Source organism: Paraflavitalea sp. CAU 1676, from assembly GCF_029223285.1.
In the GTDB taxonomy this organism is placed as follows: domain Bacteria; phylum Bacteroidota; class Bacteroidia; order Chitinophagales; family Chitinophagaceae; genus Paraflavitalea.
Map to the genome: position 1 here is coordinate 186,568 of NZ_JARHUJ010000008.1, position 26,061 is coordinate 212,628.

General features: G+C 47.7%; 17 protein-coding genes and 1 tRNA gene. 14 read left to right on the forward strand and 4 right to left on the reverse strand.

Features of this window, described 5'->3' with window-relative positions; genetic code table 11:
• Window positions 1-123 precede the first annotated feature (123 nt).
• Window positions 124-2,109: a tetratricopeptide repeat-containing sensor histidine kinase gene (locus tag P2H89_RS25645; RefSeq protein ID WP_275832423.1), complete on the forward strand. Its 1,986-nt coding sequence runs from the start codon at window positions 124-126 to the stop codon at window positions 2,107-2,109.
• 62 nt (window positions 2,110-2,171) lie between these two features.
• Here P2H89_RS25645 and P2H89_RS25650 read toward each other — a convergent pair whose 3' ends face one another.
• Window positions 2,172-3,221: a linear amide C-N hydrolase gene (locus tag P2H89_RS25650; RefSeq protein ID WP_275832425.1), complete on the reverse strand. Its 1,050-nt coding sequence runs from the start codon at window positions 3,219-3,221 to the stop codon at window positions 2,172-2,174.
• A gap of 276 nt (window positions 3,222-3,497) precedes the next feature.
• Between P2H89_RS25650 and P2H89_RS25655 the strand changes: the two genes are divergently transcribed.
• Entirely contained in the window at window positions 3,498-4,580 is a 1,083-nt protein-coding gene (locus tag P2H89_RS25655) for an alpha/beta hydrolase (protein ID WP_275832427.1), read from the forward strand.
• A 79-nt stretch (window positions 4,581-4,659) separates the two neighbouring features.
• Here the strand turns inward: P2H89_RS25655 and P2H89_RS25660 are convergent, their stop codons facing one another.
• On the reverse strand, window positions 4,660-5,145 hold the full coding sequence (locus P2H89_RS25660; protein ID WP_275832429.1) for a hypothetical protein: 486 nt from the start codon (window positions 5,143-5,145) through the stop codon (window positions 4,660-4,662).
• Between the two features lie 279 nt (window positions 5,146-5,424).
• Here P2H89_RS25660 and P2H89_RS25665 point away from each other — a divergent pair.
• Window positions 5,425-5,498 (forward strand) — tRNA-Lys (locus tag P2H89_RS25665).
• A 94-nt stretch (window positions 5,499-5,592) separates the two neighbouring features.
• Here P2H89_RS25665 and P2H89_RS25670 read toward each other — a convergent pair.
• The gene (locus tag P2H89_RS25670) at window positions 5,593-6,357 is read right to left on the reverse strand and encodes a hypothetical protein (protein WP_275832431.1); all 765 of its coding nucleotides are present in this window, start codon (window positions 6,355-6,357) and stop codon (window positions 5,593-5,595) included.
• Window positions 6,358-6,633: 276 nt separating this feature from the next.
• On the opposite strand from P2H89_RS25670, the gene P2H89_RS25675 reads away from it, so the two are divergent.
• From P2H89_RS25675 to P2H89_RS25715, 9 genes are all read left to right on the forward strand, one after another.
• Window positions 6,634-9,066: a sensor histidine kinase gene (locus tag P2H89_RS25675; protein WP_275832433.1), complete on the forward strand. Its 2,433-nt coding sequence runs from the start codon at window positions 6,634-6,636 to the stop codon at window positions 9,064-9,066.
• Window positions 9,059-11,035, forward strand: coding sequence for a sigma-54 dependent transcriptional regulator (locus P2H89_RS25680; RefSeq protein WP_275832435.1), 1,977 nt, complete (start codon window positions 9,059-9,061; stop codon window positions 11,033-11,035). Before P2H89_RS25675 ends, P2H89_RS25680 begins: the two co-directional genes overlap by 8 nt.
• A 209-nt stretch (window positions 11,036-11,244) precedes the next feature.
• Complete coding sequence (locus tag P2H89_RS25685) at window positions 11,245-11,469, forward strand: 2TM domain-containing protein (protein WP_275832437.1); 225 nt, start codon at window positions 11,245-11,247, stop codon at window positions 11,467-11,469.
• Window positions 11,470-11,480: 11 nt separating this feature from the next.
• The gene (locus P2H89_RS25690) at window positions 11,481-12,050 is read left to right on the forward strand and encodes a cupin domain-containing protein (protein ID WP_275832439.1); all 570 of its coding nucleotides are present in this window, start codon (window positions 11,481-11,483) and stop codon (window positions 12,048-12,050) included.
• Window positions 12,051-12,066: 16 nt separating this feature from the next.
• Window positions 12,067-12,636 (forward strand): hypothetical protein, encoded by a 570-nt coding sequence (locus tag P2H89_RS25695; RefSeq protein ID WP_275832441.1) that lies wholly within the window; start codon window positions 12,067-12,069, stop codon window positions 12,634-12,636.
• Window positions 12,637-12,665: 29 nt separating this feature from the next.
• Window positions 12,666-14,147 carry an alpha/beta fold hydrolase gene (locus P2H89_RS25700; RefSeq protein WP_275832444.1) on the forward strand — a complete coding sequence of 494 codons (1,482 nt, stop codon included), beginning with the start codon at window positions 12,666-12,668 and terminating at the stop codon, window positions 14,145-14,147.
• A 115-nt stretch (window positions 14,148-14,262) separates the two neighbouring features.
• Window positions 14,263-14,997, forward strand: a complete 735-nt coding sequence (locus tag P2H89_RS25705; protein ID WP_275832446.1) for a type 1 glutamine amidotransferase domain-containing protein — start codon at window positions 14,263-14,265, stop codon at window positions 14,995-14,997.
• A gap of 300 nt (window positions 14,998-15,297) precedes the next feature.
• The gene (locus P2H89_RS25710; protein WP_275832448.1) at window positions 15,298-15,714 is read left to right on the forward strand and encodes a VOC family protein; all 417 of its coding nucleotides are present in this window, start codon (window positions 15,298-15,300) and stop codon (window positions 15,712-15,714) included.
• Between the two features lie 191 nt (window positions 15,715-15,905).
• Window positions 15,906-18,350, forward strand: a complete 2,445-nt coding sequence (locus P2H89_RS25715; protein WP_275832451.1) for a bifunctional YncE family protein/alkaline phosphatase family protein — start codon at window positions 15,906-15,908, stop codon at window positions 18,348-18,350.
• Here the strand turns inward: P2H89_RS25715 and P2H89_RS25720 are convergent.
• Entirely contained in the window at window positions 18,347-21,511 is a 3,165-nt protein-coding gene (locus P2H89_RS25720; protein WP_275832453.1) for a sensor histidine kinase, read from the reverse strand. The two genes, P2H89_RS25715 and P2H89_RS25720, sit on opposite strands and share 4 nt — an antisense overlap.
• Window positions 21,512-21,601: 90 nt before the next feature.
• Between P2H89_RS25720 and P2H89_RS25725 the strand changes: the two genes are divergently transcribed.
• Both P2H89_RS25725 and P2H89_RS25730 read left to right on the forward strand, forming a co-directional pair.
• Window positions 21,602-22,924, forward strand: a complete 1,323-nt coding sequence (locus P2H89_RS25725) for an IPT/TIG domain-containing protein (RefSeq protein WP_275832456.1) — start codon at window positions 21,602-21,604, stop codon at window positions 22,922-22,924.
• A gap of 45 nt (window positions 22,925-22,969) precedes the next feature.
• Window positions 22,970-26,047, forward strand: a complete 3,078-nt coding sequence (locus P2H89_RS25730) for a TonB-dependent receptor (RefSeq protein WP_275832458.1) — start codon at window positions 22,970-22,972, stop codon at window positions 26,045-26,047.
• The last annotated feature ends 14 nt before the right edge of the window (window positions 26,048-26,061 follow it).

Consider the following 26,061-nt stretch of genomic DNA (forward strand, 5'->3'; position numbering starts at 1 on the left):
ATGGTTGTATGAGTTGTAGTAAAGCAGTTCCATAATGCCAAAGCGGCCAGCTGAGCATCGTCGTTTTGCCCCCTGTAAACCAATTTCCTTCCTAATTTAGAAAAGTTTTAGATAGCCTGAATTATGAATCTACCAATAGCAACCTCCGTCTGCAAAACGATCTGGCTGATGGGGCTCTTCTCGATGCTCACCGGCATTGTAAGGGCTCAATCAATACAGGATGTTCACAACAAGCACCAACCGCTGATAAAAGCCGCCAAGGACGATACAACCCGCATCCGCAACTGGCTCAGGTATGCGGATGAAATGATGGATGTCGATAATGATACGGCCCTGCCGATCCTGCAAAAGGTCATTGCCCTCAGTGAAAAAAAACAATTCGTATATGGTCTGGGTAAAAGCGCCATGTTGATGGGGGTAGTGTATGCCGATAAAGCGTCGTTCGGTACCTCGCTCTCCTGGTACCAAAAAGCCCTCACGCATTTCACTACCCTGAACAATCAGTTGGAGACCGGTAAAGTATACAACAATATAGGCAACCTGGCTTTTTTTCAGGATGAGTTTGAAGACGCCATCACTGCCTACCTGAAGGCGGTAGATGCATTTGAAAAAGCTGGCGAAACGCGACTGGTAGCGCAGGTGTACGATGGCATCGGCAATACCTTTCACGAAATAAGCCGTTTTGATAAGAGTCTCGATTACCTCATGAAAGCAGAAACCATTGCGCGTGCGAATAAGGATACTACGCTGCTAAGCCGGGTGCTCAATAACAAGAGTGTAACGCTTACCTCTATGGGTCGGGAGAGGGAAGGGATCAATATTTACCTGGAGGTATTGAAGATGGCCGATCAGGGAAATAACCTGGTAACGCGGTTCATGGTGAGGTCCAACCTGGCCAATTCCTACATCAACCTGAAGAAACCCGACTCGGCTGCCTACTACCTGCGCGAAGCCGAGCCACTGGCCGTTCGCGCCAATACGCCTTACTACCTGATGAACGTGTACCTGTGTTATGTGAAGGTTCATTATGCGCAACAACGTTGGGCGAAAGCCAAAGAATACTTGTTGAAGGCGAAACCGATCGCAGAAGAGATCGGCAGTAAGGAAGGGTTGTGGAAAGTATATGGGCACCTGCTGAAGGTCTATGCCCAACTTGGCATGAACAGGGAAAGCCTGGCAGCCTTCGATCAGTTCAGGGAGTACAATGATACCATACTGAATGAGAAAATGGCGGCCAGGGTCAACGATTTGGAAGCAAAGTACCGTTCGTTGCAGAAGGATAAGGAACTCTCCGATCAACAGCTGGCCATCGAGCAACAAAAAGTTAGCTTGAAGAAGAAGGACATGTGGATCGTCATCACGGTGATCGCCATGGTTACCTTCCTGATCATAGGCGCCCTGGTTTGGCTGGGCATCCGGCAAAAACAAAAATTGCAATGGCACATGATCCGCCAGGAGCACGAGCTGCTGGCCATCAGGGCCATGATGGAAGGGGAGGAGCGGGAGCGAACCCGTATCGCCCGCAACCTGCACGATGGAGTGGGCAGCATATTGTCGGCTGCACGGCTCAATATGGATTCGCTGGGTCACCAGGTGGGGCAACTGCCATCCATACCGGCTTACCGTGAGTCGTTGACCTTGTTGAAGGATGCTACGGCCGAGATCCGGGAAACAGCGCACAACTTATTGCCGGTGCTATTGCATGAGCAGGGCCTGCAGGAGGCCGTCAGGGCATTTTGCCAGAAATTCAACAGCGATCAATTGGAGGTTGCATTCCAGTCATTGGGGGAGTCCGTTCGATTCGATCATCACTTCGAACTAATGGTGTACCGGACGATACAGGAATTGATCAATAACGTGATCAGGCATGCGGAAGCCTCCCGGGCCATAGTACAGCTGGCCATCCATGCCGATATGGTGAGTATTACAGTAGAAGACAATGGTAAAGGGTTCGATCCGGATAACCTAGAACAGACAGATGGGCTGGGCATCCACAGTCTCCATTCTCGTATGAAGGCATTTCAGGGAAAGGTTGATATCGATTCCTCTGCCCGCGGCACATCCATCCACGTTGAGTTCAAAGCCGATCCGGTACAACATGTGGCTTGAGCGGATGCTGCTCTTGAATCATTACCGGCATGATCGATCGACCATGCCGGTAAGTGTTGTCATTATTGAAGACCCAGAAATTTAAAGGGCTGACTGTCTTTAAACGCCGCCGCGGCATTGCCGGCATATACTTCTCCTTTTGAAAGTCCCAGGCGTTTTACCGCTGCCTTCTCCGAAAAATCGATATCCTTCAGGTTCACCCAAAACGTATTGGGTGTTAACACCGTTTCGAAATAATACACCAGGTTCTTTTGATCCGATACCGAGCGCCAGCGGGTAGAGGAAATATTGGGTTGATCGGGCGTGGTAATGCCGTAGGGCACGGAGCAATTGCGGATCACGCTGAAAACACTGGCTACCGCGATATGGGTATTGTCGGTTTTAGGAATGGCCTCCGTATAAAAGGAAGCCCGTACGAAACGGTCTGCTGCACGGTTGGTACCGGGTAACATAACGGTGCCGCCGATATCGTGCCAGTATTCATTCAGCGCAAGCTGTTTATCGAAAACGGGTGAGTTGGTCATTACCTGGTAGCGCTTATCGTGGTGAATGATCAGTTTACCTTTCACATATTCAAAGATGGCATTGTCGCCCGAAGGGTCCGATACCGACATATGCAGGTTGGCCATGCGGTCCTCACCGGGTACCTTGTCGCTCACCACGATGAATTTTTCCTGTTCCAGCTCTTTCACCACATCGGTTACGGTAGCATAATTGTCCAATACATACTGGATCCAGGCGGCAATGGTAAGTCCTGGCTTTTTGCCATCATAGGCAGGGTATTCAGACTCGGCCAGCCAAAGCAGGTTGGCCACGAGCCCCTTTTCATTCATGCCATCGGTACTGCAGAAATCATAGGCTGATGCCACCACGCTGCCATACTTCGATTTCCACTTCAGTGAGTTGGGGCCGGCTTCGCCGCTCCTGCTCATGCCCCGCGGGAAGATCCAAAGGTTGGGATAAATGTCTTCCTTCCAATCCATCGACCGGGCGGTGAGGATAAGATCATTCAGGCCTTTGTACATAACCCGGGTGCAGGCATAGCTTTCATAAAAAGCACCTGCTACCTGCCATACAAACAATAACAACGCAGACTTGATCATCGTACGCATACAGAGGTTTTTGGTGAATACAATAAATAAGCCGGTTGAGAGCAGGAGTTGTATAGTCGACTAGGCCGGTCGCCTCCCTGTTCGATAGCCTGTAATGCAGGGATGCAGGTGAATAGATCAGTAATGGACCAAAGATATTGATTTAGGCAGGATTTGGGGTAGGCCTGGTGCATGGAAATATACATGACTTCCCATCATTTGTCAATTGACCCCGACCCGGTGGGCCTATAGCTTTGCAGGTATTCACAGAATCAATCATTATCAAAACCAGCAACAATGAAATCATCCGTTTATTTGGTGTTACCCGTACTGCTGCTTGCGGCGTGTGGAGGTGAGGGCGATAAAACCCAGGCCCTCGCATCACCATCTTCCGATTCGGTAAAAGTGGCAGCCGTATTGGACTACGCAGCTGATCCGGCTATCGAAGCCGAAACAAAGTCATTCCTGAAAGCACTCAATACCAGCGGCGGTAAGCCTATGGAAACCATGGAGCCCGCCGATGCACGCAAAGTGCTGGAGGGAGCTCAGACATCGGTGCAGGTAGATGTATCGGGTGTGGAGACTACCGAAAAAACGATTACGGAAGATGGACTCACCGTAAAGTTATATGTAGTGAAGCCTGCGGGCGCAAAAGGTGCGCTGCCGGCCTTTATGTTTTTCCACGGCGGTGGTTGGGTGATTGGTGATTTTGCAACGCACCAGCGCTTCATTCACGACCTGGTAGTTCATTCAGGTGCAGTAGCAGTGCATGCAGAGTATACGCGTTCGCCCGAGGCAAGGTATCCCGTTGCGGTGAATGAATGTTATGCGGCTACTAAATGGGTGGCAACGCATGGTGCTGAAATAGGCGTGGATGGTAAGAGACTGGCAGTAGCCGGCAATAGTGCGGGTGGTAACCTCGCAGCAGCCGTAGCACTGATGGCTAAGGATAAGAAGGGGCCCGAATTGAAGTTCCAGTTATTGTTCTGGCCTGTAACGAATGCTGATTTTGAAACAGGCTCTTATAATCAATTTGCGACCGATCGTTTTCTTACGAAGAACATGATGAAATGGTTCTGGGGGCACTATGCACCGGATGAAGTAAAGCGCAAAGAGATCTATGCTTCTCCCTTGCAGGCAACAGCCGACCAGTTGAAGGGATTGCCGGCAACGTTGGTGCAAACCGCCGAGAACGACGTGTTGCGCGATGAAGGAGAGGCCTATGCCCGTAAAATGAATGAAGCTGGTGTGAAGGTATCGCTGGTAAGGTGCCAGGGCATGATACACGATTATGGCTTGCTCAATCCGTTGGCCACTGTTCCCGAAGTGCAGTCGGCATTGCGGTATGCAGCCAATGAGTTGAAGGGGGCGTTGAAGTAGGGACAGGAAAAATAACAGATGTACCGTGTTGGAAGGAAAAAAAGAGGCTACCCGTAAGTAGCCTCTTTGTGTTAGGCGCCTATTCGCATAGGCTTAATGTGTTGGTGTCTTTCGTGCTAAACTGGATGAGTTTTACTTTGTTGGCCTTGTTGTAATGGAGAACAAGGGTGCCATAAGCGGTCTGAAAAGCGTCCCAGGTGTCATCCTTCATCTTGGGGTGGCCGAGTACTTTGAACAGGCTGCCGCGGCTGGCGCCAATAAGCGGAACACTCAGTTTTCCTTTGAACTTTTCGCCGATTTCGATATAGTCGCGGCTGGTGTAAAAAGTAATGTCTTTGTCTTTGAAGTAGATCGCTTCCCCGCATTTGGCGCTGTCGGTAGTGGCGCTGGTGAAGCAGGGAAATTTCGCCTTGATCTCGCCTGCACCGGCGGTGGCTTTGTAGGTATTCACTTTTCCTTCGAGGATGTCTACGTCGAAGGCGGGGCAGATTACTTTGGCTTTTAACTGGCCAATGGATGACAGGGACAGGGCAAGGCAGCAGAGGGCGAGGCAGATGTTTTTCATAAATGCTTGATTTTAAAGGTTGGGGGCATACTTGCAGGTGTGCCTGCACGAGCATATGCAAATTCAATGCTAAAAAATAAAACGGCGGGTGGGGCGGTAGTATAATTTTTGAACTGTTGGTAAAAGGTGAGAAAGGTGCTGGAAAATTCTGTGCGGAAAAAAAGCCTAGGGGTCGGGCAATTTTTTTGAAAGAAGTTTGTTCCATTTAGTTGATTTCCCTTACTTTTGCAATCCCTTTTACGGAAAAGCGGTTCGCCGCCGGATGGAAAAGGAAGATTAGACTCCCTAGCTCAGTTGGTTAGAGCTACTGACTCTTAATCAGTAGGTCCTGGGTTCGAGTCCCAGGGGGGTCACGAAAAAGAGGTTCGCTTAGCGAACCTCTTTTTTTGTTGCTGGTAGTAATTGTTTACCAGCGTCTCTGTTGAGGGATGGCTTTACCTCGGGTCATTAAAACGGCACGCCCGCATAGCCATTCGAAATCAGGTTTGTTCCCTGGAAGGTGTTGGATAGAATATCGTACCGGGCATAGTTGTCTCCGTTGAAGAGATATAATTGTGGAGTACTGTAATGCCAGGTGTCCACATAGGTGGCGTCGACCGATGAAAAGGGCACGCCCGCATATCCTGCCACGATCGAATTGGTTCCCATAAATGTATTCGTCAGAATATCATATCGTGCATACTGTGAACCATTGAACAGGTATAATTGCGGGGTACTGTAATGCCAGGTATCGACATATGCCGCATCAATCGTTGCAAACGGAACACCTGCATATCCTGCCCCGATCGAATTGGTTCCCATAAAGGTGTTGGTTAGAATATCATAACGCGCATACTGAGTGCCACTGAAAAGGTACAATTGTGGCGTGCTGTAATGCCAGGTGTCCACATAGGCAGCGTCGATCGATGAAAAGGGCACGGCGGCATACCCTGCAGCAATTGTATTGGTACCCATAAAGGTGTTGGCTAGCACATCATAACGCGCATACTGGCTGCCATTGAAAATATACAGTTGCGGCGTGCTGTAATGCCAGGTGTCCACATAAGTGCCATTAAAGCGGCCTTGTGTAATTGATTTTGCCCCTTTATTGTCTCCTTCAGTAGCCGGCTTTTCCGTTGTTGCTTTTGATTCGGATGAAATGATATCGCTTTTTTGACAGGCGAATAATAATAACAATAGGGAGCCAGAAAATAAGGTTTTTACTTTTTTCATATAAATGGTTTTGATTTGATGGCAAGTTAACCGGAACCTATACTGTGTGTTAGCTGCATTTAATAACTGATCGCTTTTCCCAATAACTGATGTAGTTTCGGAAACAAGAGGAATGGGTGCGATCATTGTTTCTCCTGCAAAAATGGATAATAGAATTATATGCTGTTTTGCAGACGAGCGCCTTATTACCCTTTGGCATCACCGGTTAATTTGTTAAATTGGGAACACTATACGCTGGCCATTCCGGTCGGCTAAACCACTCCCAAAAATTAAACCATGTCCAAGGCGGTTCTAATTGGTCTGCTGTCCGGGTTATTGTTATCAGCCGGAGCCCGATCCCAATCGACGGTAAAGCCGGAGGCCTCAGCGTATTCCTATTACCCGCCTGACAAGGATAAAGAATCCTGGCAACGGCTGAATTTGTGGCTTAGCTCGACCTATCTCTATGTTGCCAAGGAGGCGCTGACCGATCAGGACAGTTGCTTATTAATAGCCAGTCGGTATCTGGGCTTAAGCCGGTTTTCCATCTTAGCAGAGGGATTTGGCGATGAAAAATTGCGGGAGCAGTCCAAATGGATCGATCATAGCGACCCAAACACAGCCATTCGATCGCTTTCAAAAGTAACCGGCAAAAGACATTTGCAATTATTGCTGCTGCTTGGCTCCTATTATGTTTTTCAGCCCGCTGGTTATTCCCGGTACAAAGACAGTGTTGAATATTTTCTAAATAAAGCGATAACAGAAAGTAAAGCCCTTAAGGAGGAAAAGTGGAAACGTATTGCGCTTTGCCTGCTGGGAAAAATATACTTGCAGGCGGAAGATCCTAAAAGCGATTCGATCTATCATCTGCTGATAGATCAATGCCGGAAAGCCGGTGATAAAGAAACTGAAGCCAGGGCAATTGCTTATCGTGGTATGTATACAGTCCCCAGGCCAACCACGTTCCAAAGGAAACTGACCGACTTGCAACAGGCTGCCGACCTGTATCACAGCATAGGTGATATCGAATCTGAGATCAATTTATTGATGGATCTGAATTATGTTTTTCTGGCATCCGGACAATTACAAAATTCCCATGATCTTGCTTTGAAAGCGTTATCGCTGGCAGAATCTATTCAGTATCCTTATACCCATTACATGACAGAGTCGCTGGCCAACATCACGATATATCAGGGAAAATTCGGTGATCCATTGAGATATATACGTCAAACAATTAAAGTTGCCGAAAACTGTCGTGATAGTATCGGTTGGGCCCTTTTTTATGGCCGGCTGGCCATTCTATATGATTCCGAGGGCAGACAGAAAGAGGGAATTGCCATGGCGCAAAAATCAATCAGGCGATTTGAGATAGACCGTAACCCCGCCGTGTACAATATCCTGAATATTGTAATTCAACAGATGCATCAGGAAGGCCGCGCAAAGGAAGCGCTCCACTTTGTGTCGCAGATTTCTAAAGAGGTGTCTCCCCCGGTTAGTATTTCAGACTTGTTCTTTTATCACTCCCTGCTTTCAACCTGTTATTTAAACATGAACCAATTAGACTCCGCCGAAATACATATCCAAAAGCTGGATTCGCTGGAAACACTGGCTGAAGCTGTCCGGGGACCTTTCAGAAGATCTGCGGTCAATGAACGATTTGCTGAACTGTTTTTTAAGCGCGGGCAATATCGAAAAGCGAAGGAATATCTCGAAACTTATTTCAAAATACCTTCTTATGGCCATCACGCGCTGATGAATAAGTTGAACGTATATAGTTTACTGATTGCTACCGATTCGGCGCTGGGGGATAAAGAAGCAGTGATATCCCACTATAAGGAATACATAAAATTGCTGGATTCCAACTTTAGCGTAACAAAAGTAAGACAGGCGGAAGAGCTCCAGGTCAACTACGAAACACAGGAAAAAGAAGGTCAGATAGTTGTATTGAATCAAGAAGCAAAACAATCAAGACTTATAAAGAATTTAACCCTTGCCGGTATTATTGCAGCGATTATCATTGCAGGGCTGTTATACCGCCAAACCCGTTTAAAACAAAAGAGCAATAGAATAATTACCCATAAAAACGAACAACTGCAGAACCTGGTAACAGATAAAGAGTGGTTATTGAAAGAGATACATCACCGGGTCAAAAACAATCTTCAGATCATCATGAGTCTCCTCGATTCCCAGTCCAGGTATATCGACAATGATGCGGCGCTTACAGCCATAAATGATAGCCAGCGAAGGGTACAGGCTATCTCCCTGATCCACCAAAAGCTTTATCAATCCGAAAATACGTCCTCTATCGATATGCCGCATTATATAGATGAACTGGTTAGCTACCTGCAGGACAGCTTTGATACAGGCAGCCGTACTGTAATTGAACAAAATATTGAACCATTGAAACTGGACGTGGCGAAAGCGATCCCGTTGGGGCTGATCATTAACGAGGGCATTGTAAATGCCATTAAATATGCCTTTTCCGGACGTCAGCATGGGATCGTTCGGATTGGGTTGAAAGATAGCGACTCCGACTATTTAGTGCTCACGATATCAGATAATGGTATCGGACTGCCTGCGGATGTTAACGTGTCAAGGCGGGGTTCATTGGGGTTTAGTTTGATGCGTGGGCTTACCAGGCAACTGGATGGAACACTTACTATTGAAAGCAACAAAGGTCTGCATATATCGGTCCGGTTTAGCGCTTTAAATAACGAGTCGTATGACTAAAAAAATACTTGTCGTAGAAGACGAATTTATTGTAGCCAACAACCTGCAGATGATATTGGAGGAAGCCGGTTATACGGTAATCGGTGTTGCTGTTTCGGCCCGGGAAGCGCAGGAGTATATTCACCAGGATAAGCCGGATCTGGTACTACTTGATATCAGGATTAAGGGAAAATTATCGGGTATCGATATCGCCCGGAAATTAAGGGCCGATCATATTCCTTTTATTTACTTGTCTGCCTATGCAAACCAGACAATACTAGAAGAAGCAAAGACAACAGAGCCTTATGGGTTCCTGGTGAAGCCGGTCAGGGCAAAGGATCTGCTGGTTGCGCTGGAAATTGCCTGGTATCTGCATCAACATAGCTTTGAATCAAAACTGAGGCGCGAAGACCTGTTGCAGAAAAGTATAACGGAAATAAGTAATGAAGGGTTAGAAGCCCGGCAATTGCTGCTGAAGATTGCGGAGGCGATGCAATCTTACATACCATTTGATTTTATTGCGTGCGGCATCAGGCCGCTGGATACAAATCATTTCACCGATACAGGGTATTTGCGTACCGGATTCGATGAATACCAGTTTATTGGTGAAAAAGAGTGGATGACCATCTCAGGTTTGAACTTGGCAGCAATTTCCGACATCATTGAAAACAGCGATAGCGACAGCTATGCCAATATTTATAATCGCGGATTAACGGAAAGCACGATTAACAATTTTCTGCAAAAAAAACTGATGGATTGGTTGCGGATGGAATCCTATCTCGCATTCCCCGTGGCGCTTGGCTATGGATTGTCTGTACATTACTTCTTTTATAGCCGGCACGTTGACATCTACAATAAAGATCATATCGCCCTGTTAAACCGGTTGAAAACTTGCCTGGAAGAGGTAGCAAATAAAACGGTATATGCTGAAACATCTTCTCCTGCACGTATTCGTCAGCCCGTTACAACTAAAAAGAAGCAGGGGGAGGTGACGGACAATAAGGCATTTAAAGGCATTATCGGCAACCATCATTTATTACTGTCGGCGCTGGACCTGGCAGCGCAGGTTGCGCCTTATAACACGTCCGTTTTGATATTGGGTGAAAGCGGCACGGGGAAAGAAAGAGTGGCACAGGCCATTCACTTGCTTTCGCCCCGGAAAAATGGCCCTTTTATAAAGGTGAATTGTGCAGCTATTCCGCCAACATTGATAGAGTCAGAGTTGTTTGGTCACGAAAAAGGGGCTTTTACCGGTGCTATTGAAAAAAGGAAGGGAAAATTTGAGCTGGCTGATGGGGGAACCATCTTTTTAGATGAGATCGGGGAATTGCCACCAAGCATGCAGGTGAAATTATTGCGTGTTTTGCAGGAACGGGAGATCGAATACGTAGGTGGTAGTACGATTATTAAAGTCAACGTCCGCATAGTGGCAGCGACTAACCGAAACCTGGAAAAGGAAATTGCAGAACGGAATTTCCGGCTTGATCTGTATTACCGGTTGAATGTGTTTCCGCTTACACTGCCGCCACTTCGTGAACGAAAAAGCGATATCGAAGCCCTGGTACTATTCTTTGCACACAAATTTTGCGACGCCTTGAACAAGCCATTTAATGGCATTGCTGATTCGATGATGGAGAAAATGTATGCGTATAACTGGCCGGGAAATATTCGCGAACTCGAAAATGTTATTGAGCAATCTGTTGTGCTCAACGATGGCAGATCTAAATTGCAATTAATGCGGAGTTTTAGTTTGTCAACGCCCGAATCTACCGAAAGAGCCGCTATCAATACATTTGAAGAGGTAAAGCATTTTCAGCAGCAAACAGAAAGGGAATACATTACTTCCATGCTGAAGAAAACAAAAGGCCGTATACGCGGTGCGGGGGGCGCCGCAGAGTTATTGAACATCAAACCCAGCACCCTCGAATCGAAAATGGCGAAACTGAATATCAAAAGGCAGGATTTTATCGACACTCCTGAAAACTTATAGCCTTTATAACGAAATGCCCCGGAATTTTCGGGGCTTCCAAGGATTGCCCCCGATATTTTCGGGGTGTAACACTTCCTCTCTTCTCGCTTAAATTTCACCTGTTGATGTGGGTGAATTGATTTACAGAGTATTACTAACGCTTATTTTTTGCTCTTTGTTGTTTTGAGTGAATGGCATACAAATCGCCACAACGGGGCTAAACCATTCGTATGACACATTCAAATCAATGGGCCACCACTACGCCCGCCCAGGCAGCAAAAGGGTTCAAAATTCACCTGATTGTATTTCTGCTGGCCATTCCGGCTATCTGGATAATATGGTATTTAACCGATAGAACGTATCCATGGCCATTATGGGCTACTCCCGCATGGGCAGTAGGCGTGCTGTTTCACTACCTCGGTGTGTTTGTCTTCAAAAAATCAAGGAACAGCTAAATACAATAATCATGAATCTGCCACAAAAAACATTCAGACGCGTCGTGACAGGTCACGATGCCGATGGGAAAGCTATCATTATTTCAGATGCGCCACCTGTGCATACCCAATTGGTCGGCGGCACCGGAGGGCCTACCTTTTTCGAAGTATGGCACACGCTGGAGACGCCTGCTTTAATTCATCCTCAATCCAGGGAGCCTCATGAAAATGGATTGGTGTTGCCACCACCCAAAAAAGGAACGAGGATGCGTGTTATTGAGTTCCCACCGGAAAGTGAAGAAATACGGAAGTTGACAGCAACGGAAGCAGCCACTAAATTCAGAGCGATGGGAGATGAAAAAGCTTCCACGTCCGCAGAAGGTGCACCTCACCCATTAATGCACCGGACACAGACAGTGGATTATGGCATCGTGCTGGAAGGCGAGATAACACTGGTTCTAGACCGTGCAGAAGCAACTATACAGGCCGGCGATATAGTTATTCAATGCGGCACCAACCACGCCTGGGCAAACCGCTCCGGTAAGATTTGCCGGATGGCTTTTATCCTGATAGACGGACAGTTTACCGATGAAAATGTTTAATACCGAAATGTCAACTATGCGTATCAAGCCTTTGCCGCCAGACAGGCTAAGCCCCGAAGTTCGTTATGTGCATGACGAAATTGCCGGTCTCGTTGGCCGGAGTCAAAGCCAGGTGAACATGCTCGATCAGGCAGGAGCATTGCTGGGACCTTTTCCGCCAATGCTGCATTATCCACAGTTTGGCATACCTGCATTGAGCTTTCTTCGAACACTCGACACACAGGCTACATTGGCAAAAACAGTTCGCGAAGTAGCCATACTTACAGTAGGAGGCGCCTTTGGAGCCCGCTTCGAACTGTATGCACATGAGATCATGGCTAAAGCGTTCGGTATTTCGCCAACAGATATCGCAGCCCTGGCAGCCGGAGGCCATCCATATGGCCTTAATGACGAAGAAGGCATTGCTCATGTTATTGCCTGTTCCCTGGTGAGCGGTCATATTATTCCGGATTCTACCTATAAACAGGCAGTAGAACTGCTTGGACAGGATGGCGTGGCAGAGCTTTACTTTCTGATTGGCGGCTATAGCCTTATTGCAATCATTTTAAATGGATTTGATATACCTGCTCCAGATAAGAACGAGTAAACGAACAGCATCATTTAAGACAAACTAAAATGAAAAAAACGGTTAAATCACTGCTTTCAACAGCAGCAGTTCTATCAATCGCAGCCGGATGTATGAACGAGGAGAAAGATCCGATTGCTATACCGCAAACCTATGTACTCGTACATGGAGCATGGCAAGCCCCGTATGTTTGGGATTCAGTGCAGGCTGATCTGTCAAAAAGCGGAAACAAAGTAGTGATCGTGGAACTTCCGGGCCACGGTTCCGATACAATACCGCCGCATCAACTTACCCTCGATGTATACAGGGATAAGGTGATCGAAGCGATCTCAAAAGAAGACAGCAATGTGATCCTGGTGGGGCATAGCATGGGTGGAATGGTAATAACTCAGGTGGCGGAGAAGATACCTTCAAAGATCAGGAAGCTGGTGTACATCGGAGCTTTTCTTCCTTCCTCGGGACAGGCGCTGACTGATCTCGCATTTTCGGACCCTGACTCCAAGCTGGGGCCTTTGCTGGTTCCTTCGGCGGATCAGTTAACACTCGATGTGAAACGGGATAGCCTCACTTACCTTTTTATTGGTGACGGTTCCGAAATCGACAAACAGCGTGTAATTAAGAACTATCGTCCTGAGCCGGCCATTCCCTTTACCGGTAAGGTTACGCTGACCCGGGAAAATTTCGGTGCAGTGGAGAAAGTGTACATTAAAACACTCCAGGATATCGTGATTTCACCCGGGCTTCAGGACCGTATGATTGCCGGAGCGGGTATCAAAACGATCTATTCTGTCAATACCAGCCATTCCCCGTTTCTGTCGAGACCGCATGAGCTTTCTGGTCTGTTGCTCAAAATTGGTGAACAGGGGAACCCCGACCGATCGGATAGCGTTGTGGCACGCATGATCCGCTATGAAGTACAGCCGGAATTCCAGACCGCATTCCGCCAGGCGGTAAGCGACTATGTATTCCATTCGCTGAAGTCGGAGATGAACGTTTTATCAGAAGCCTATTATGAGCAGGCAGATAGTTCAGTGCTGTGGGTTATTGAAAGATGGAGCAACAAAGCCGGGTTGGACGAAGCCAGTAGAAGTGAAGGATTCAAAACCATCGAATCTTTATCACGTAATTCACTGAAACAATCGGCAAAGACGATCTACATAAAAGACCTTGAACCGCTGCCCAAACCGCAATGGCGCAGTGGTGCCGGAAAAATGGACCAGCCGCTTACCATTATGTTGTTTGTGGACGCAAAACCGGGAACGGAGGATAATTTTAAAGCGGTCTATCACACGGCGATGCCGCAATTCCGAAGCGAACCGGGTGTTATCAATTACCAACTTTCTCAATTGGAAGATGACAATACACAGTTCGTTACGTATGAAAAATTCAGGAACGAAGAAGCGTTTCAATATCACCTGAAATTTCCGCCGATACAACCTGTGATCGATTACCTGAATACCAGCATCAAAAAGCAGCCTTTCCAGGCAGGCCTTCACAGGTTAATTGAGTTTGCACCGGTTCTGCGCCAATAAAAAAACTCCATTCCATTAAAATCAAAACATTCAAAAGATGAAACCGAACTATCATATCCTGATGACAGGTCTCTTAAGCCTATCTTCTCTAGTTAATTTAAACGCCCAGACAAAAATGAAACCTGAACAAGTAAAGTCGCATGAACTGGAAGTAGTAAATCAACTCACTACTTCTGCAGCCATTGTCAATATGCCTGTATCTCAATTGCTGAACGCACCCGGCAACGAGGCATTGAAAGCTTTTTTCTTCACACCTGTTAAAGAAAAGACATTGCAGGGAAAGAAGATAGCCGTGATAGCAGCAGATGGTTTCGAAGAGATCGAATTAACAGGACCCGTTTGGTATTTCAAACAATTGGGGGCCAGGGTCGACATCGTGGCACCTAAGTTTAATCCCGCTCCGGCAAGATACGGGCTGAGCTACCCGGAGATGTCAAAAACACACATTATGGCTATCCAGTATCTGCAGCCTGTAGGATGGATCAAATTCGATCGCACGGCCGACCAGGTGCAAGTAAGCGATTATGATGCTGTATTTATACCCGGTGGCGCCTGGAATCCCGATAACCTTCGCTATGATAAAGATGTGATCAAATTCATTCAGGACTTCAACAAGTCAGGAAAGCTAATCGCGGCCATTTGTCATGCGCCGGTTGTGTTGGCATCAGCCGATGTCCTGAAAGGGAAAAAACTAACGGGCTACTGGAATATCCAGGTTGATCTGAAAAATGCAGGGGGAACTGTAACCGATGAACCCGTAGTTACTGATGGTAACATTATCACCAGCAGGCACCCGATTGATGTAGCCGATTTTTCAAGAGCTGTTGAAGATTGGTTGATCAAAAAATGACGGAGCGGGCGACAAAACCAAGGGGCTGCATTATTCTTTGATTATCAGTACCATTAAGTAATATGGTAGTTTCAATTCCTCGTAATAGTTGGTCGGCAATCGTTCAAGCGGGGTCACTGGGAGAGGTTATCAGCAATGGTAACCTCTTTTTTATGCGCCGATGTTAGGTACGCGGCGGACAGACAGGGCAAGGGCATCAAAATACCCTGCACTAAATACTATTGCGTATATTTAAGTACTGCCGGTAACGTTAGGCGACTGCGCATGTACAATTGACAACCTGAATTTAATGCACATTTTATGACAGCCATAGAAACAAAAAATAGTAAACCATATTTTGCTCCCGAGCTACACATTCCCAATGGAACGCTCAACATTGATTTTTATACGAAATTTGGGGCGATCGAACATTTTGTGTTGAGAAATGACGATGGTAGTATTCATGTTGCAGAGTTGGAAATAGACGGTGCTATCTTTCACCTTCATGAAACAGTGCGTTGGCTTGAGGCACTGGAACCTATCGGTGCCAAAGGCGTAACAACCATTATCGGTTTGTTTGTGAGTGATGTTCAGGAAGTCTTTGACCGCGGTCTGTCAGCAGGTGGAATAGAAATTAGTCCTGTTACCGACCATGAGTACGGTTACAGACAGGCAATGTTCAAAGACCCGTTTGGACATTATTGGCAAATACAGAAAAAAATCTCAATACCTGCATAGAAAACCCTGGAAGCCCGGAAAATAGCAATTATGTGTTTAAAAAGATTGCTCCACTTTGTTACCTCACTCCATTCGGATTTATTGTCGCCCTGGTACTGCTGCAAAGAGCATTTTGAGAATGCGAAGGTTAAGTTATTTTTAATTTTATATTTTCATCCTGTATTTATGCAGAGTTAGAATAATTATGCACCATGAGAAAATTAAAAGTTCTATTGCTTGTTAAGTGCTTATGGATCATGCCTGCTGTGCTTTTTGCACAGAATAAAGTTATGCAGGAATTGGAAATGCGTAAAACAGGGTTGCCGAATGGCTGGACGCTAACGCCTGCAGGAACACAGGTTCAGTTGGGAGACCTGCCGCTAAACCTGGTGATCAGTCACAATAAAAAGTTGGCCGCTGTAACCAACAACGGGCAAAGTACACAGACCATTGAGCTGGTCGATATTGTTCAAAAGAAGAAAATAGACAGCATCGTAATTGCAAAATCCTGGTACGGGTTGGCCTTTGGTTCCAAAGATGACCTGTTGTATGTGTCGGGAGGGCACGACAATATGATCAGGATCTATAGTGTTCTTAAAGGCAAATTGTCTCTCAAAGATTCAATGGTATTAGGCAAGCCCTGGCCAAACAAAATAGGCGTGGCTGGGCTGGATGTAGATGATAAAGTGCGAAAAGAGCTATACGTAGTAACCAGGGAAGACAAACAGCTGTATGTAATAGACCTTCAGAACAAAACTGTCAAATCAAAGACAGATCTAGGCGCTGAAGGATATACCTGTAAATTGTCGCCCGACCGGGAACATCTATACATCAGTGTTTGGGGATCAAAAAAGTTGTTGGTGTGGAATACGGCAGGCAATAAAGTAGAGAAAGAGATACCTGTAGGAAGTCACCCCAATGAAATTACTTGTACCAGGAACGGGAAATGGATGTACGTTGCCAACGCCAACGATAACTCGGTATCTGTTATTAACACACAGGAAGGAAAGGTCGTGGAGACGCTAAATGCTGCTTTATACCCCAATGCACCCAGTGGATCAACAAGTAATGGGGTTGCGCTTTCTAAAGATGAAAAATCACTGTATATAGCCAATGCCGATAATAACTGCCTGGCAGTTTTCGATGTCAGTAATCCGGGAACATCTGTTTCAAAAGGGTTCATTCCGGTTGGATGGTATCCAACCAATGTTAAAGTGGTTGGTAGAGAGATATTGGTAACCAATGGAAAGGGACTTACCTCCAGAGCCAATCCCCAGGGGCCGAATCCTACGGATAAGAAAGAGAAAGTAGAGCGCCATGCAGGCGATCAGGATAAACCCAAAGAGATACAATACATTGCTGGTCTCTTCAAGGGAACATTGAGTTTTATAGACAAACCCGGTACGGAAGTGTCGTCTGCTTATACACAAGCGGTTTATCAAAATACGCCTTATTCAAAAGATAAAGAGTTGAATGCAGAAGGTGAACCGGGAAATCCTATTCCGATGAAGGTAGGAGAGGCTTCTCCCATAAAGTACGTTTTTTATGTTATCAAGGAAAACCGCACCTACGACCAGGTATTAGGTGATCTGCCCCAGGGAAATGGTGATCCGAATCTATGTCTGTTTGGAGAAAAAATAACTCCCAATCAGCATAAGATCGTGAAGGAGTTTGTTCTGTTGGATAATTTTTATGTGGATGCTGAAGTGAGTGCCGATGGACACAACTGGAGTATGGGTGCCTATGCTACCGACTACCTGGAGAAAACCTGGCCTTCCAGTTACGGAGGAAGGGGCGGCACCTACGGTGGTGAAGGAGAAAGAGAGATAGCAAACAACCGGGATGGTTTTATCTGGGACAATGCAAAACGTCACCAGGTAACTTATAGAACGTATGGTGAGTTTGCAGATAATGGGAAGGCCACTGTAAGATCATTGGAAGGTCATGTTGCCACAAAATATGCCGGTTATAATCTGAGCATCGCCGATACAACCCGATTCAGACAATGGGTAGCCGATTTTGATTCGTTGATGAGGATAGGAAAAGTACCGCAATTAACCACACTTCGGTTTGGAAATGATCATACAGAAGGTATGCGGGCGGGTAAAAAAACGCCATATGCACATGTGGCCGACAATGACTTGGCAGTGGGCATGTTCATAGATTATATCAGCAAAAGCCCGGTTTGGAAAGAATGTGCTGTTTTTATTTTGGAAGACGACGCCCAGAACGGTCCCGATCACATTGACGCACACAGAAGCCCTGCTTATGTAATCAGCCCTTTTGTGAAGAGAAGATCTGTTGACCATACAATGTATTCCACTTCGGGCATGCTTAGGACGATTGAACTCATTCTCGGCATGAAACCCATGACACAATTTGATGCTGCAGCAAAACCCATGTGGCGGTCGTTTACAAATAAGCCCGATTACACGGCATTCGATCATGTTCCTGCCAACGTTGACCTCAACGAGAAGAATCCAACAGCCGGAAAGCTGGCGCAATTAAGCAGTAAGTTCGATTGGTCTAAAGAAGATGCCGTTCCGGATTTAATCTTTAACGAAATCCTGTGGCTGGGTTTAAAGGGAGAAAGTGCACCGTCACCTACAAGGGCAGCATTTCTGACAATCAACAAGAAAAAGGATGATGATGACTAAAATAACGGCACCACAAACGTAAACACATTATGGGACGTGTCAACCGAATACTCCAGACTGCCTTTATGCAATAGCGCGAGTGACCGTGCGAGCGAGAGTCCGATGCCCGTACTCTCTACCTGGCTGCTATTGCCTGAGCTGAAGAAGGCATCGAAAATGTATACGCGGTCCTTTTCTGCAATGAGGTCTCCGTCATTCACCACCCGCACAACAGCCAGAGTTGGTGAAGCACCCGTAGCAGGCCGCAGGCCCACATTCACCATAATGTACGAATGGCAATACTTGATCGCATTGTCCAGCAAATTGCCGACGATCTTGATGATGCCTTCTTCGTCTATGTTACAGACTATTGGCCGTTGTTCGATAACCAGCGAATAGTCGATCCCTTTTCTATCTGCCTTGGGTTGAAAATTGTTGAACAGCTCCTCCACGATAACCACCAGGTCGCGCGGCTCGGTATGCAGGAAATAATTGCCCGATTCTACTTTCCGGAAATCCAGCAGCTGATTGATCAGGGTAAGCAACCGGTCGGTATTCTTGTTCATCACCACAACCTCATGTTTCAGGTCGGGCAACCTTTCAATGGATTTGAACAGCTTGTCCATCGGGGCCTTGATCAGCGTGAGCGGCGTGCGGATCTCATGCGCCACTTTGGTAAAGAAGTCTATCTTGAATTGATTAAGCTCTTTTTCTTTGTGCATCGCAAAGAGTTCCATCCTTCGAGCCTGCCTTTCTTTGTGCCGGTTGTAGAAGAACCGCGCAAAGAGGTAAATGAGCCAGGCAGCAACGATGGCGTAGATTAGGTAGGCAATGGTTGTTTTCCAGAAGGGAGGCGTCACTTCAATGGCAATGCGTTTTTCATTGCCGATCCATTCACCATACCCATTCGTTGATTTAACCTTGATCACGTAATCGCCGGGCGATAGGTTGTTGAAGTGGATCCTCCTGTCTTTACCGATAAAATTCCATTTCTCGTCCATCCCTTCCACCATATAGGCATACTCAATGTTTTCAGTAGAAGTATAGCTCAGGGTGGCAAAATCAAGGCTAAAGGTCGACCGGTGATAAGGAAGTTGAATAGGAGAGCTGTTGAGGATGAAGTTCTCCGAAAAGGCGTAGAGTGAATTGGTCGACACTTCTTTGTTGTACACCAGCAATCGTGTAAAGAAGATGGGAGGAACATGCTTGTTCACGACAAACTGCTCGGGGTTGAATTTCACGAAACCCTTGAGACTGCCGAAATAGAAATTGCCCGCCTCGTCTTTGAAAGCGGATCGATGGTTGAATTGATTGCTCAGCAAGCCATCGCTTTGCCTGAACACTTTTCCAATCTGTCCGCTGGTGTCGATCAACACCAGCCCCTTCGAAGTTGCTGCCCATAAATTGCCGCGCCTGTCCTCCAGTACACTACAAACCACATTGCTCGGCATGCCCGATTCCGAATCATACACTTTCGTGAGCTGGTTGCCAGCACCCATCCTGAATAAACCCGATTCGGTGCAGATCCATAAGTAACCCAACCGGTCTTCCAGGAAATTGACCACCTTGGTTTCCTCAAACAGGTGGCCGCCCTTATAACGGATAGCCAGTTTGCTGGAAGTCGTTCCGTCAATATAAAAAACTCCCTGATCGTGCGTGCCTATCCAAATGCGACCCTTCGTATCCTGCAGGATCGCCGAATAAAAGCAATTGCGCGGCAGCCCTTCAATCGCATAAAATCGCTTTTGCACTACATCAAATCGGTAAATGCCGTTCGATGTACAGGCCCATACAGCCCCCTGGCGCGTTTTATAGAGCAGGTTAATGTAGTTACTGTTCAGGCCATTGTTGGAAAAAGCCACCTGGTGCTGCCGGATGGTATTGCTGGGGATATTTACCACATACAGGCCATTCTCAAAAGTGCCTACGTACAGGTTGTCGCCATCGGCCAGCAGTCCGTGAATATTGGTGGGCAGGCCCCAGGCCAGTTTCCCATGGGCGCCGTAGTTGTTGAATACTTGTTTCGAAGGGTCAAACTGGCCAAGCCCCTTGTCTTCTGTACCAATCCACAGCTTGCCATATTGGTCCTGCACCATTTCCCGCACCACGCTGCCGCGCAAGGCCGATTCCCGTTGCTGGGGATAGAACTTCTCGAACTGCAGGGAATGGTTGGGAAAATAATTGATGCCGCCGAAATAGGTGCCTGCCCAGATGCCGCCTTCCTGATCCTTGCACAATGAATAGATAGCATTGTCACTAAGCGAATACTTGTCGCCGGTGATCTTATGAAGATGTCGCGCGCTGTCGGTGGCATCATCGAAAATGAACAACCCGGCTTCCGTGCCTACCCAGTATTCGGTATTACTCACCCTAAGAATGTTGCGCACAAACAAACGCTCCTCGTTGTTGGGCAATAGGGGTACCGATGTCCATACACCCTGCGAAATGTCAATTCGTTTTAGTCCAGTCAGCGAAGTGCCGATCAACAACTGATCGTTACTGGTTTCACAGATCGACTCGATCGTATTGTTGTAATTGCCTTCGTCGCGTGAAGGATGAAAATAGTCAAACTGCTGCGTGCTGCGCCGGTACCTGGCCAGTACCCCTCTTTCACAGCCCAGCCATAAAGTGCCATCTTTGGAAGTATACAGGGTGGTAACATTCTTCAGCGCAGGTTCGGTATAATGGCTAACCTCTTTTGTTTTTACGTCGTACTTATACAACGTACTCCCTTCCACGAACCACAGGTTGTTGTCGGCATCGCTTTGTATCGTTCTAACCCATTTGCTTTGCGTATTGGGTAAACGGGTAAACGATTCGTCTTGCTTGTTGAAGTAGTAAAGCCCCTTATTGGCGCCCACCCACAGAGTGCCTTTCTTATCCTGGTAGAGATAGAAGATGGCATTGATGTTGGAACCGGTAGTAGGGTTGGGGTCGATCCGGAAGGTTTTGAAATCATACCCGTCAAACCGGTTCAAACCATCCGAAGTGCCGAACCATAGAAAGCCATCTTTGTCCTGCAAAGAAGTAATGACCGTGTTGTTCGATAACCCATTCTCTATCTCGAAATGCCTGAAGTAGATGGATTGGCCATAGCCATGGCAGAAGCATAGCAGTAGCGTTATTGGCAGCAGCAAAGCCCGCATGATGAGGCTGGAAGGGCGTAAAGGCGAATGAGTCAAATTGGCTCTATTTTGATCAAAAATAAAGAACGCAATTTTAAGCGACGTGTAATTTTGGATCAAATTGACTGACTGCAATAACGATTGAGTATGAAGACTAACACTGCCTATGAGATGCATTGGGCCTGGCCATGTGCTGCCCTCATCATGTTGCTGGTCTGCGCCTGTTCCGACAAAGGCGAGATCGAAAACAGAATTCCTTACGATCCCGCCAAGCCGGTTGAAGTCAACCGCATCGCCCCCGACAGCGGCGGCGTCAACACCCAAATGATCATTTACGGTTCCAACTTTGGTTACGACACCTCGTTGATCAGGGTCTATATCAACGGCCATCCGGCACGCGTCATTGGTAGCAACGGCAATGCCCTCTACGTGCTCGTGCCCTCCAAGGCTGGCACAGGTGATGTAAAGGTCATCATCGGTGGAGATGCCGCACCCAAAGAAACGGTGGCGCCTAAAGGATTCAAATACATCTATCTACCCTCTGTAAGTACGCTGGCCGGCTTCACCGACAAAGATGGTAAAACAGCCATCGTTGATGGACCCATTGCCAAAGCACAATTCGAAGAGCCCTATTGGCTCACCTTCGATAAAGAGAAGAACATCTACCTCATCGAAGAATCACGCGCCCTGCGCATGATCGATGCAGCTAAAACGCAGGTCACCACCAAGTTCAGGAATGGGAATGGATTGGGCCGGCCCCGCACCCTGTCATTCAACCCCACCTTCGATACCATGTATATCACCAACGATCAGTGGGATTGGACAGGCCTTAGCACCGCTGTGGCAACCAAGGCCGATAACTTCTCCCGGTGGACTTCCCTCATCTATAGCCAAACCACCAATGGAGGTGCGGCGCAACCCCAAACGGGTGATTATTTCTTCAATGCCTATTCAACCGGTGCCATCTTCAAGTGGGATCGAGTGGCCAAAGTATCCAAAGAACTTTTTCGCATAGGTGATGTGAATTGGGAGTTCAACATCCAGTTTGCACCCAGTGGCGAATTCGCCTACATCGTAGTCGTTAATCAACATTACATCCTGAAGTCGAGGTACAACCGGGAGACCGGACAGCTCGAAACGCCCGTGCACTTTGTCGGCGGCCGGAGAAGTTCGGGCCACATGGATGGAGTAGGTACCGATGCCCGCTTCAATACACCGCACCAGGGCGCCTTCGACGAAAACGACAACTTCTATGTGTGCGATGTATTCAACCACGTCATCCGTAAAATTACTCCCGAAGGAGTTGTGAGCACCTTTGCCGGCCGCCCCGGTAAATACGGCTATTCCGACGGAGCCCTGCGCGACGCCCAGTTCGACCGCCCCATGGGTATCATCTACGACCGCGAAACAGGCACCTTCTATGTCGCCGATCAAAAGAACCGGCGCATCAGGATCATCTCTACCGAATAATTGAAATACCAAATACTACCACAGACCAACCAGAATACTGCAACAATGAAAAGATATATAACATTACTACTGTTAATGTTCGGTAGTCTCGTGACTGCACACGCCCAGGAACCCATACAGGTGTCGGGCACCGTAAGCGATGAAGCCAACGCCCCGCTGGTAGGGGTCAGCGTTTCCATCAAAGACAGGGTGAGCGGTGGAGTCATGACCAATTCAAAAGGTCAGTACACGATCAAAGTAGAGCCTTACAGCACGCTCATATTTTCTTATGTAGGATTTGGTAACCAGGAGATCAAACTGGGCACCAAATCGCTGCTCAATGTACGCCTCAGCCGCTCCGACTCCAGTGCACTTACACAGGTCATCGTAACGGCCGCTGGTCCACAGAAAAAGCTGTCTGTGGTAGGTGCCATCTCCTCGATCAATGTGAACGACCTCCGCACACCCACTGCCAACATCACCAATGGACTGGCCGGTAATGTGCCCGGCATCATTGCCATGCAAACATCCGGTGAGCCCGGCAACAATCAATCCGAGTTCTGGATCCGCGGCATCTCCACCTTCGGCGCCAACCAGGCCGCCTTAGTATATGTTGACGGATTTGAAAGACCATTCAACGAGATCAATATCGAAGACATACAAACCTTTTCGGTATTGAAAGATGCATCGGCAACCGCTATCTACGGGTCAAGAGGCGCCAACGGCGTAATCCTCATCACCACCAAAAAAGGTAAGGCTGGCAAGATCAACGTCGACGGAAAGGTGGAGTATGGCTATTTAACCCGTACCCGCACCCCAAAATTTGTGGATGGCTATTCCTACGCGCAACTCGTCAATGAAGCGAAGATCACCAGGAACCAGGAGCCAATCTATACCCCCAATGAGTTGGAGCTGTTCAAAGAAGGACTGGATCCCGACCTGTACCCCAATGTGAACTGGCAGAATAAAATGCTGAAGGATGGCGCCAATATCTACCGCGCAGCCATCAACCTCTCCGGCGGAGCAGCCATCGCCCGCTATTTCGTATCGGCCAGTTATGTCAACGAAGAGGGTATGTACAAGACCGATCAGGCATTGAAAGATTATAAGACCAATGCCCATATGTCGAGGTGGAACTACCGACTCAACTATGATCTCGACATCTCTAAAACAACAACCCTTGCACTGGGTGTGTCTGGATTTCTCGAGAAGCAGAACTTCCCGGGCCTCAACAACCTCAATATCTGGTATTCATTGATCGGCCAATCGCCGGTGTCCATACCCTTCAAATACTCCAACGGACTAATCCCTGCTTACGGTACCGGCAATCAAACCAATCCCTGGGTGCTGGCCACCCAAACCGGATTCCGTGAGCACTGGGAAAATAAAACGGAATCGAATATTACCCTTAACCAGCGCCTCGACATGGTTACCCGCGGGCTTCGTTTTACAGCACGCCTGGCATTCGATGCCAACAGCATCAACGATATCAACCGTATCAAGTGGCCCGAGCAATACAATGTAGAACGCCGCCGCGATAGGAATGGCAACCTCGTCATGCACCGCCTCTCCGGCGAGCAGTTGATGACACAGGAAACAAGTTCCTGGGGTGAAAGGGTGTACCAGGCAGAAGCCGAGTTGGGCTATAGCCGAAACCTCAAGGGCGATCACCAGGTAGAAGGGTTGCTGAAGACCTTTGTGCGCGAACAAAGACAAACGCAGAACCTGGGTACGGATATCAAGAACGGATTGCCCCGCCGCAACCTGTCGCTCGCCGGTAGGGCGATGTATGGATTTAAGAATCGCTACCTCGCCGAGTTCAACTTCGGCTATACCGGATCGGAGAACTTCCGGGTAGGTCACCAGTTTGGCTTCTTCCCCGCCGTGGCATTTGGCTGGAACGTAGCCGAAGAGAATTTCATCCGAGATAACTATACCTGGCTCGATCTCTTTAAGGTCCGTTATTCGGTAGGAGAGGTGGGCAACGATAACTTCGGTTCATTGCGCTTCGCTTACCTCAGTACCATCGAAGGAGGTGGCACCTTCAACTTTGGAGAACCGGTTAGTCCCAACGTATATCCCGGATTGTACTTTACGCAGGTGGCGTCTGATGCGCTTACCTGGGAAGTAGCCCGGAAGCAGAACCTCGGACTGGATGTTGCGATGTTCAACAACGCCTTCTCCTTCACCCTCGACGTGTTCCAGGAAAAACGCCGCAACATCTATATTCAGCGAAGCCAACTGCCATCGATGGTGGGTATCAGCAGCCAGCCCTGGGCCAACGTAGGTATGATGGACAACCGCGGCATCGACGGAAATTTCTTCGTAAGGAAAAATATCCGCAAGGTAGATATCACCGTCAGAGGAAATATAACCTACTATAAGAACGAGATACTCGAGCGTGATGAACAAAACAATAGCTACCCTTACCTGATGCAGAAGGGATACCGCGCCGAGCAAACCAGGGGATTGATCGCGCTCGGTTTATTCAAGGACTATGATGAGATCAGAAACAGTCCAAGGCAAACTTTCGGTACCTACATGCCCGGCGATATCAGGTACAAGGATGTAAACGGCGATGGATTGATCAATAACGATGATATAGTACCCGTAGGCGCCGGCTGGCGCCCTGCCCTCGAATATGGCATGGGCCTGTCGGCCAGTTTCAAAGGCATCGACTTCAACGTGCATTTTCAGGGAGCCGGCCGTAACTCCTACTTCCTCAACGGACCTACCGTGTATCCGTTTGTAAACAGCGGATGGGGCAATATCCTGGCTGAGGTGGTAGAGCCCGGAACGCGTTGGGTGGAAACCAACCTCACCGATGGAAAAACGCCCGCAGAGAACTCCAACGCAAAATATCCACGCCTCAGCTACGGCGGCAATGCCAACAATTACCGCCCCTCTACCTTTTGGTTGAGAGATGGAGCTTACTTGCGGTTCAAGACACTGGAGTTGGGATACTCACTGCCGGCAACCCTCACCAGCAGGTTCAAGCTGCGCGGTTTACGGGTGTACCTGCTCGGCACCAACCTCATGGTGTGGGATGATGTAAAAGTGTGGGACCCCGAAATGGCCAGCAGCGACGGTACGCGCTATCCGTTACCCAAAACATTCACCCTGGGTACAACAATCAAATTCTAATCCGCCAAAAAAGA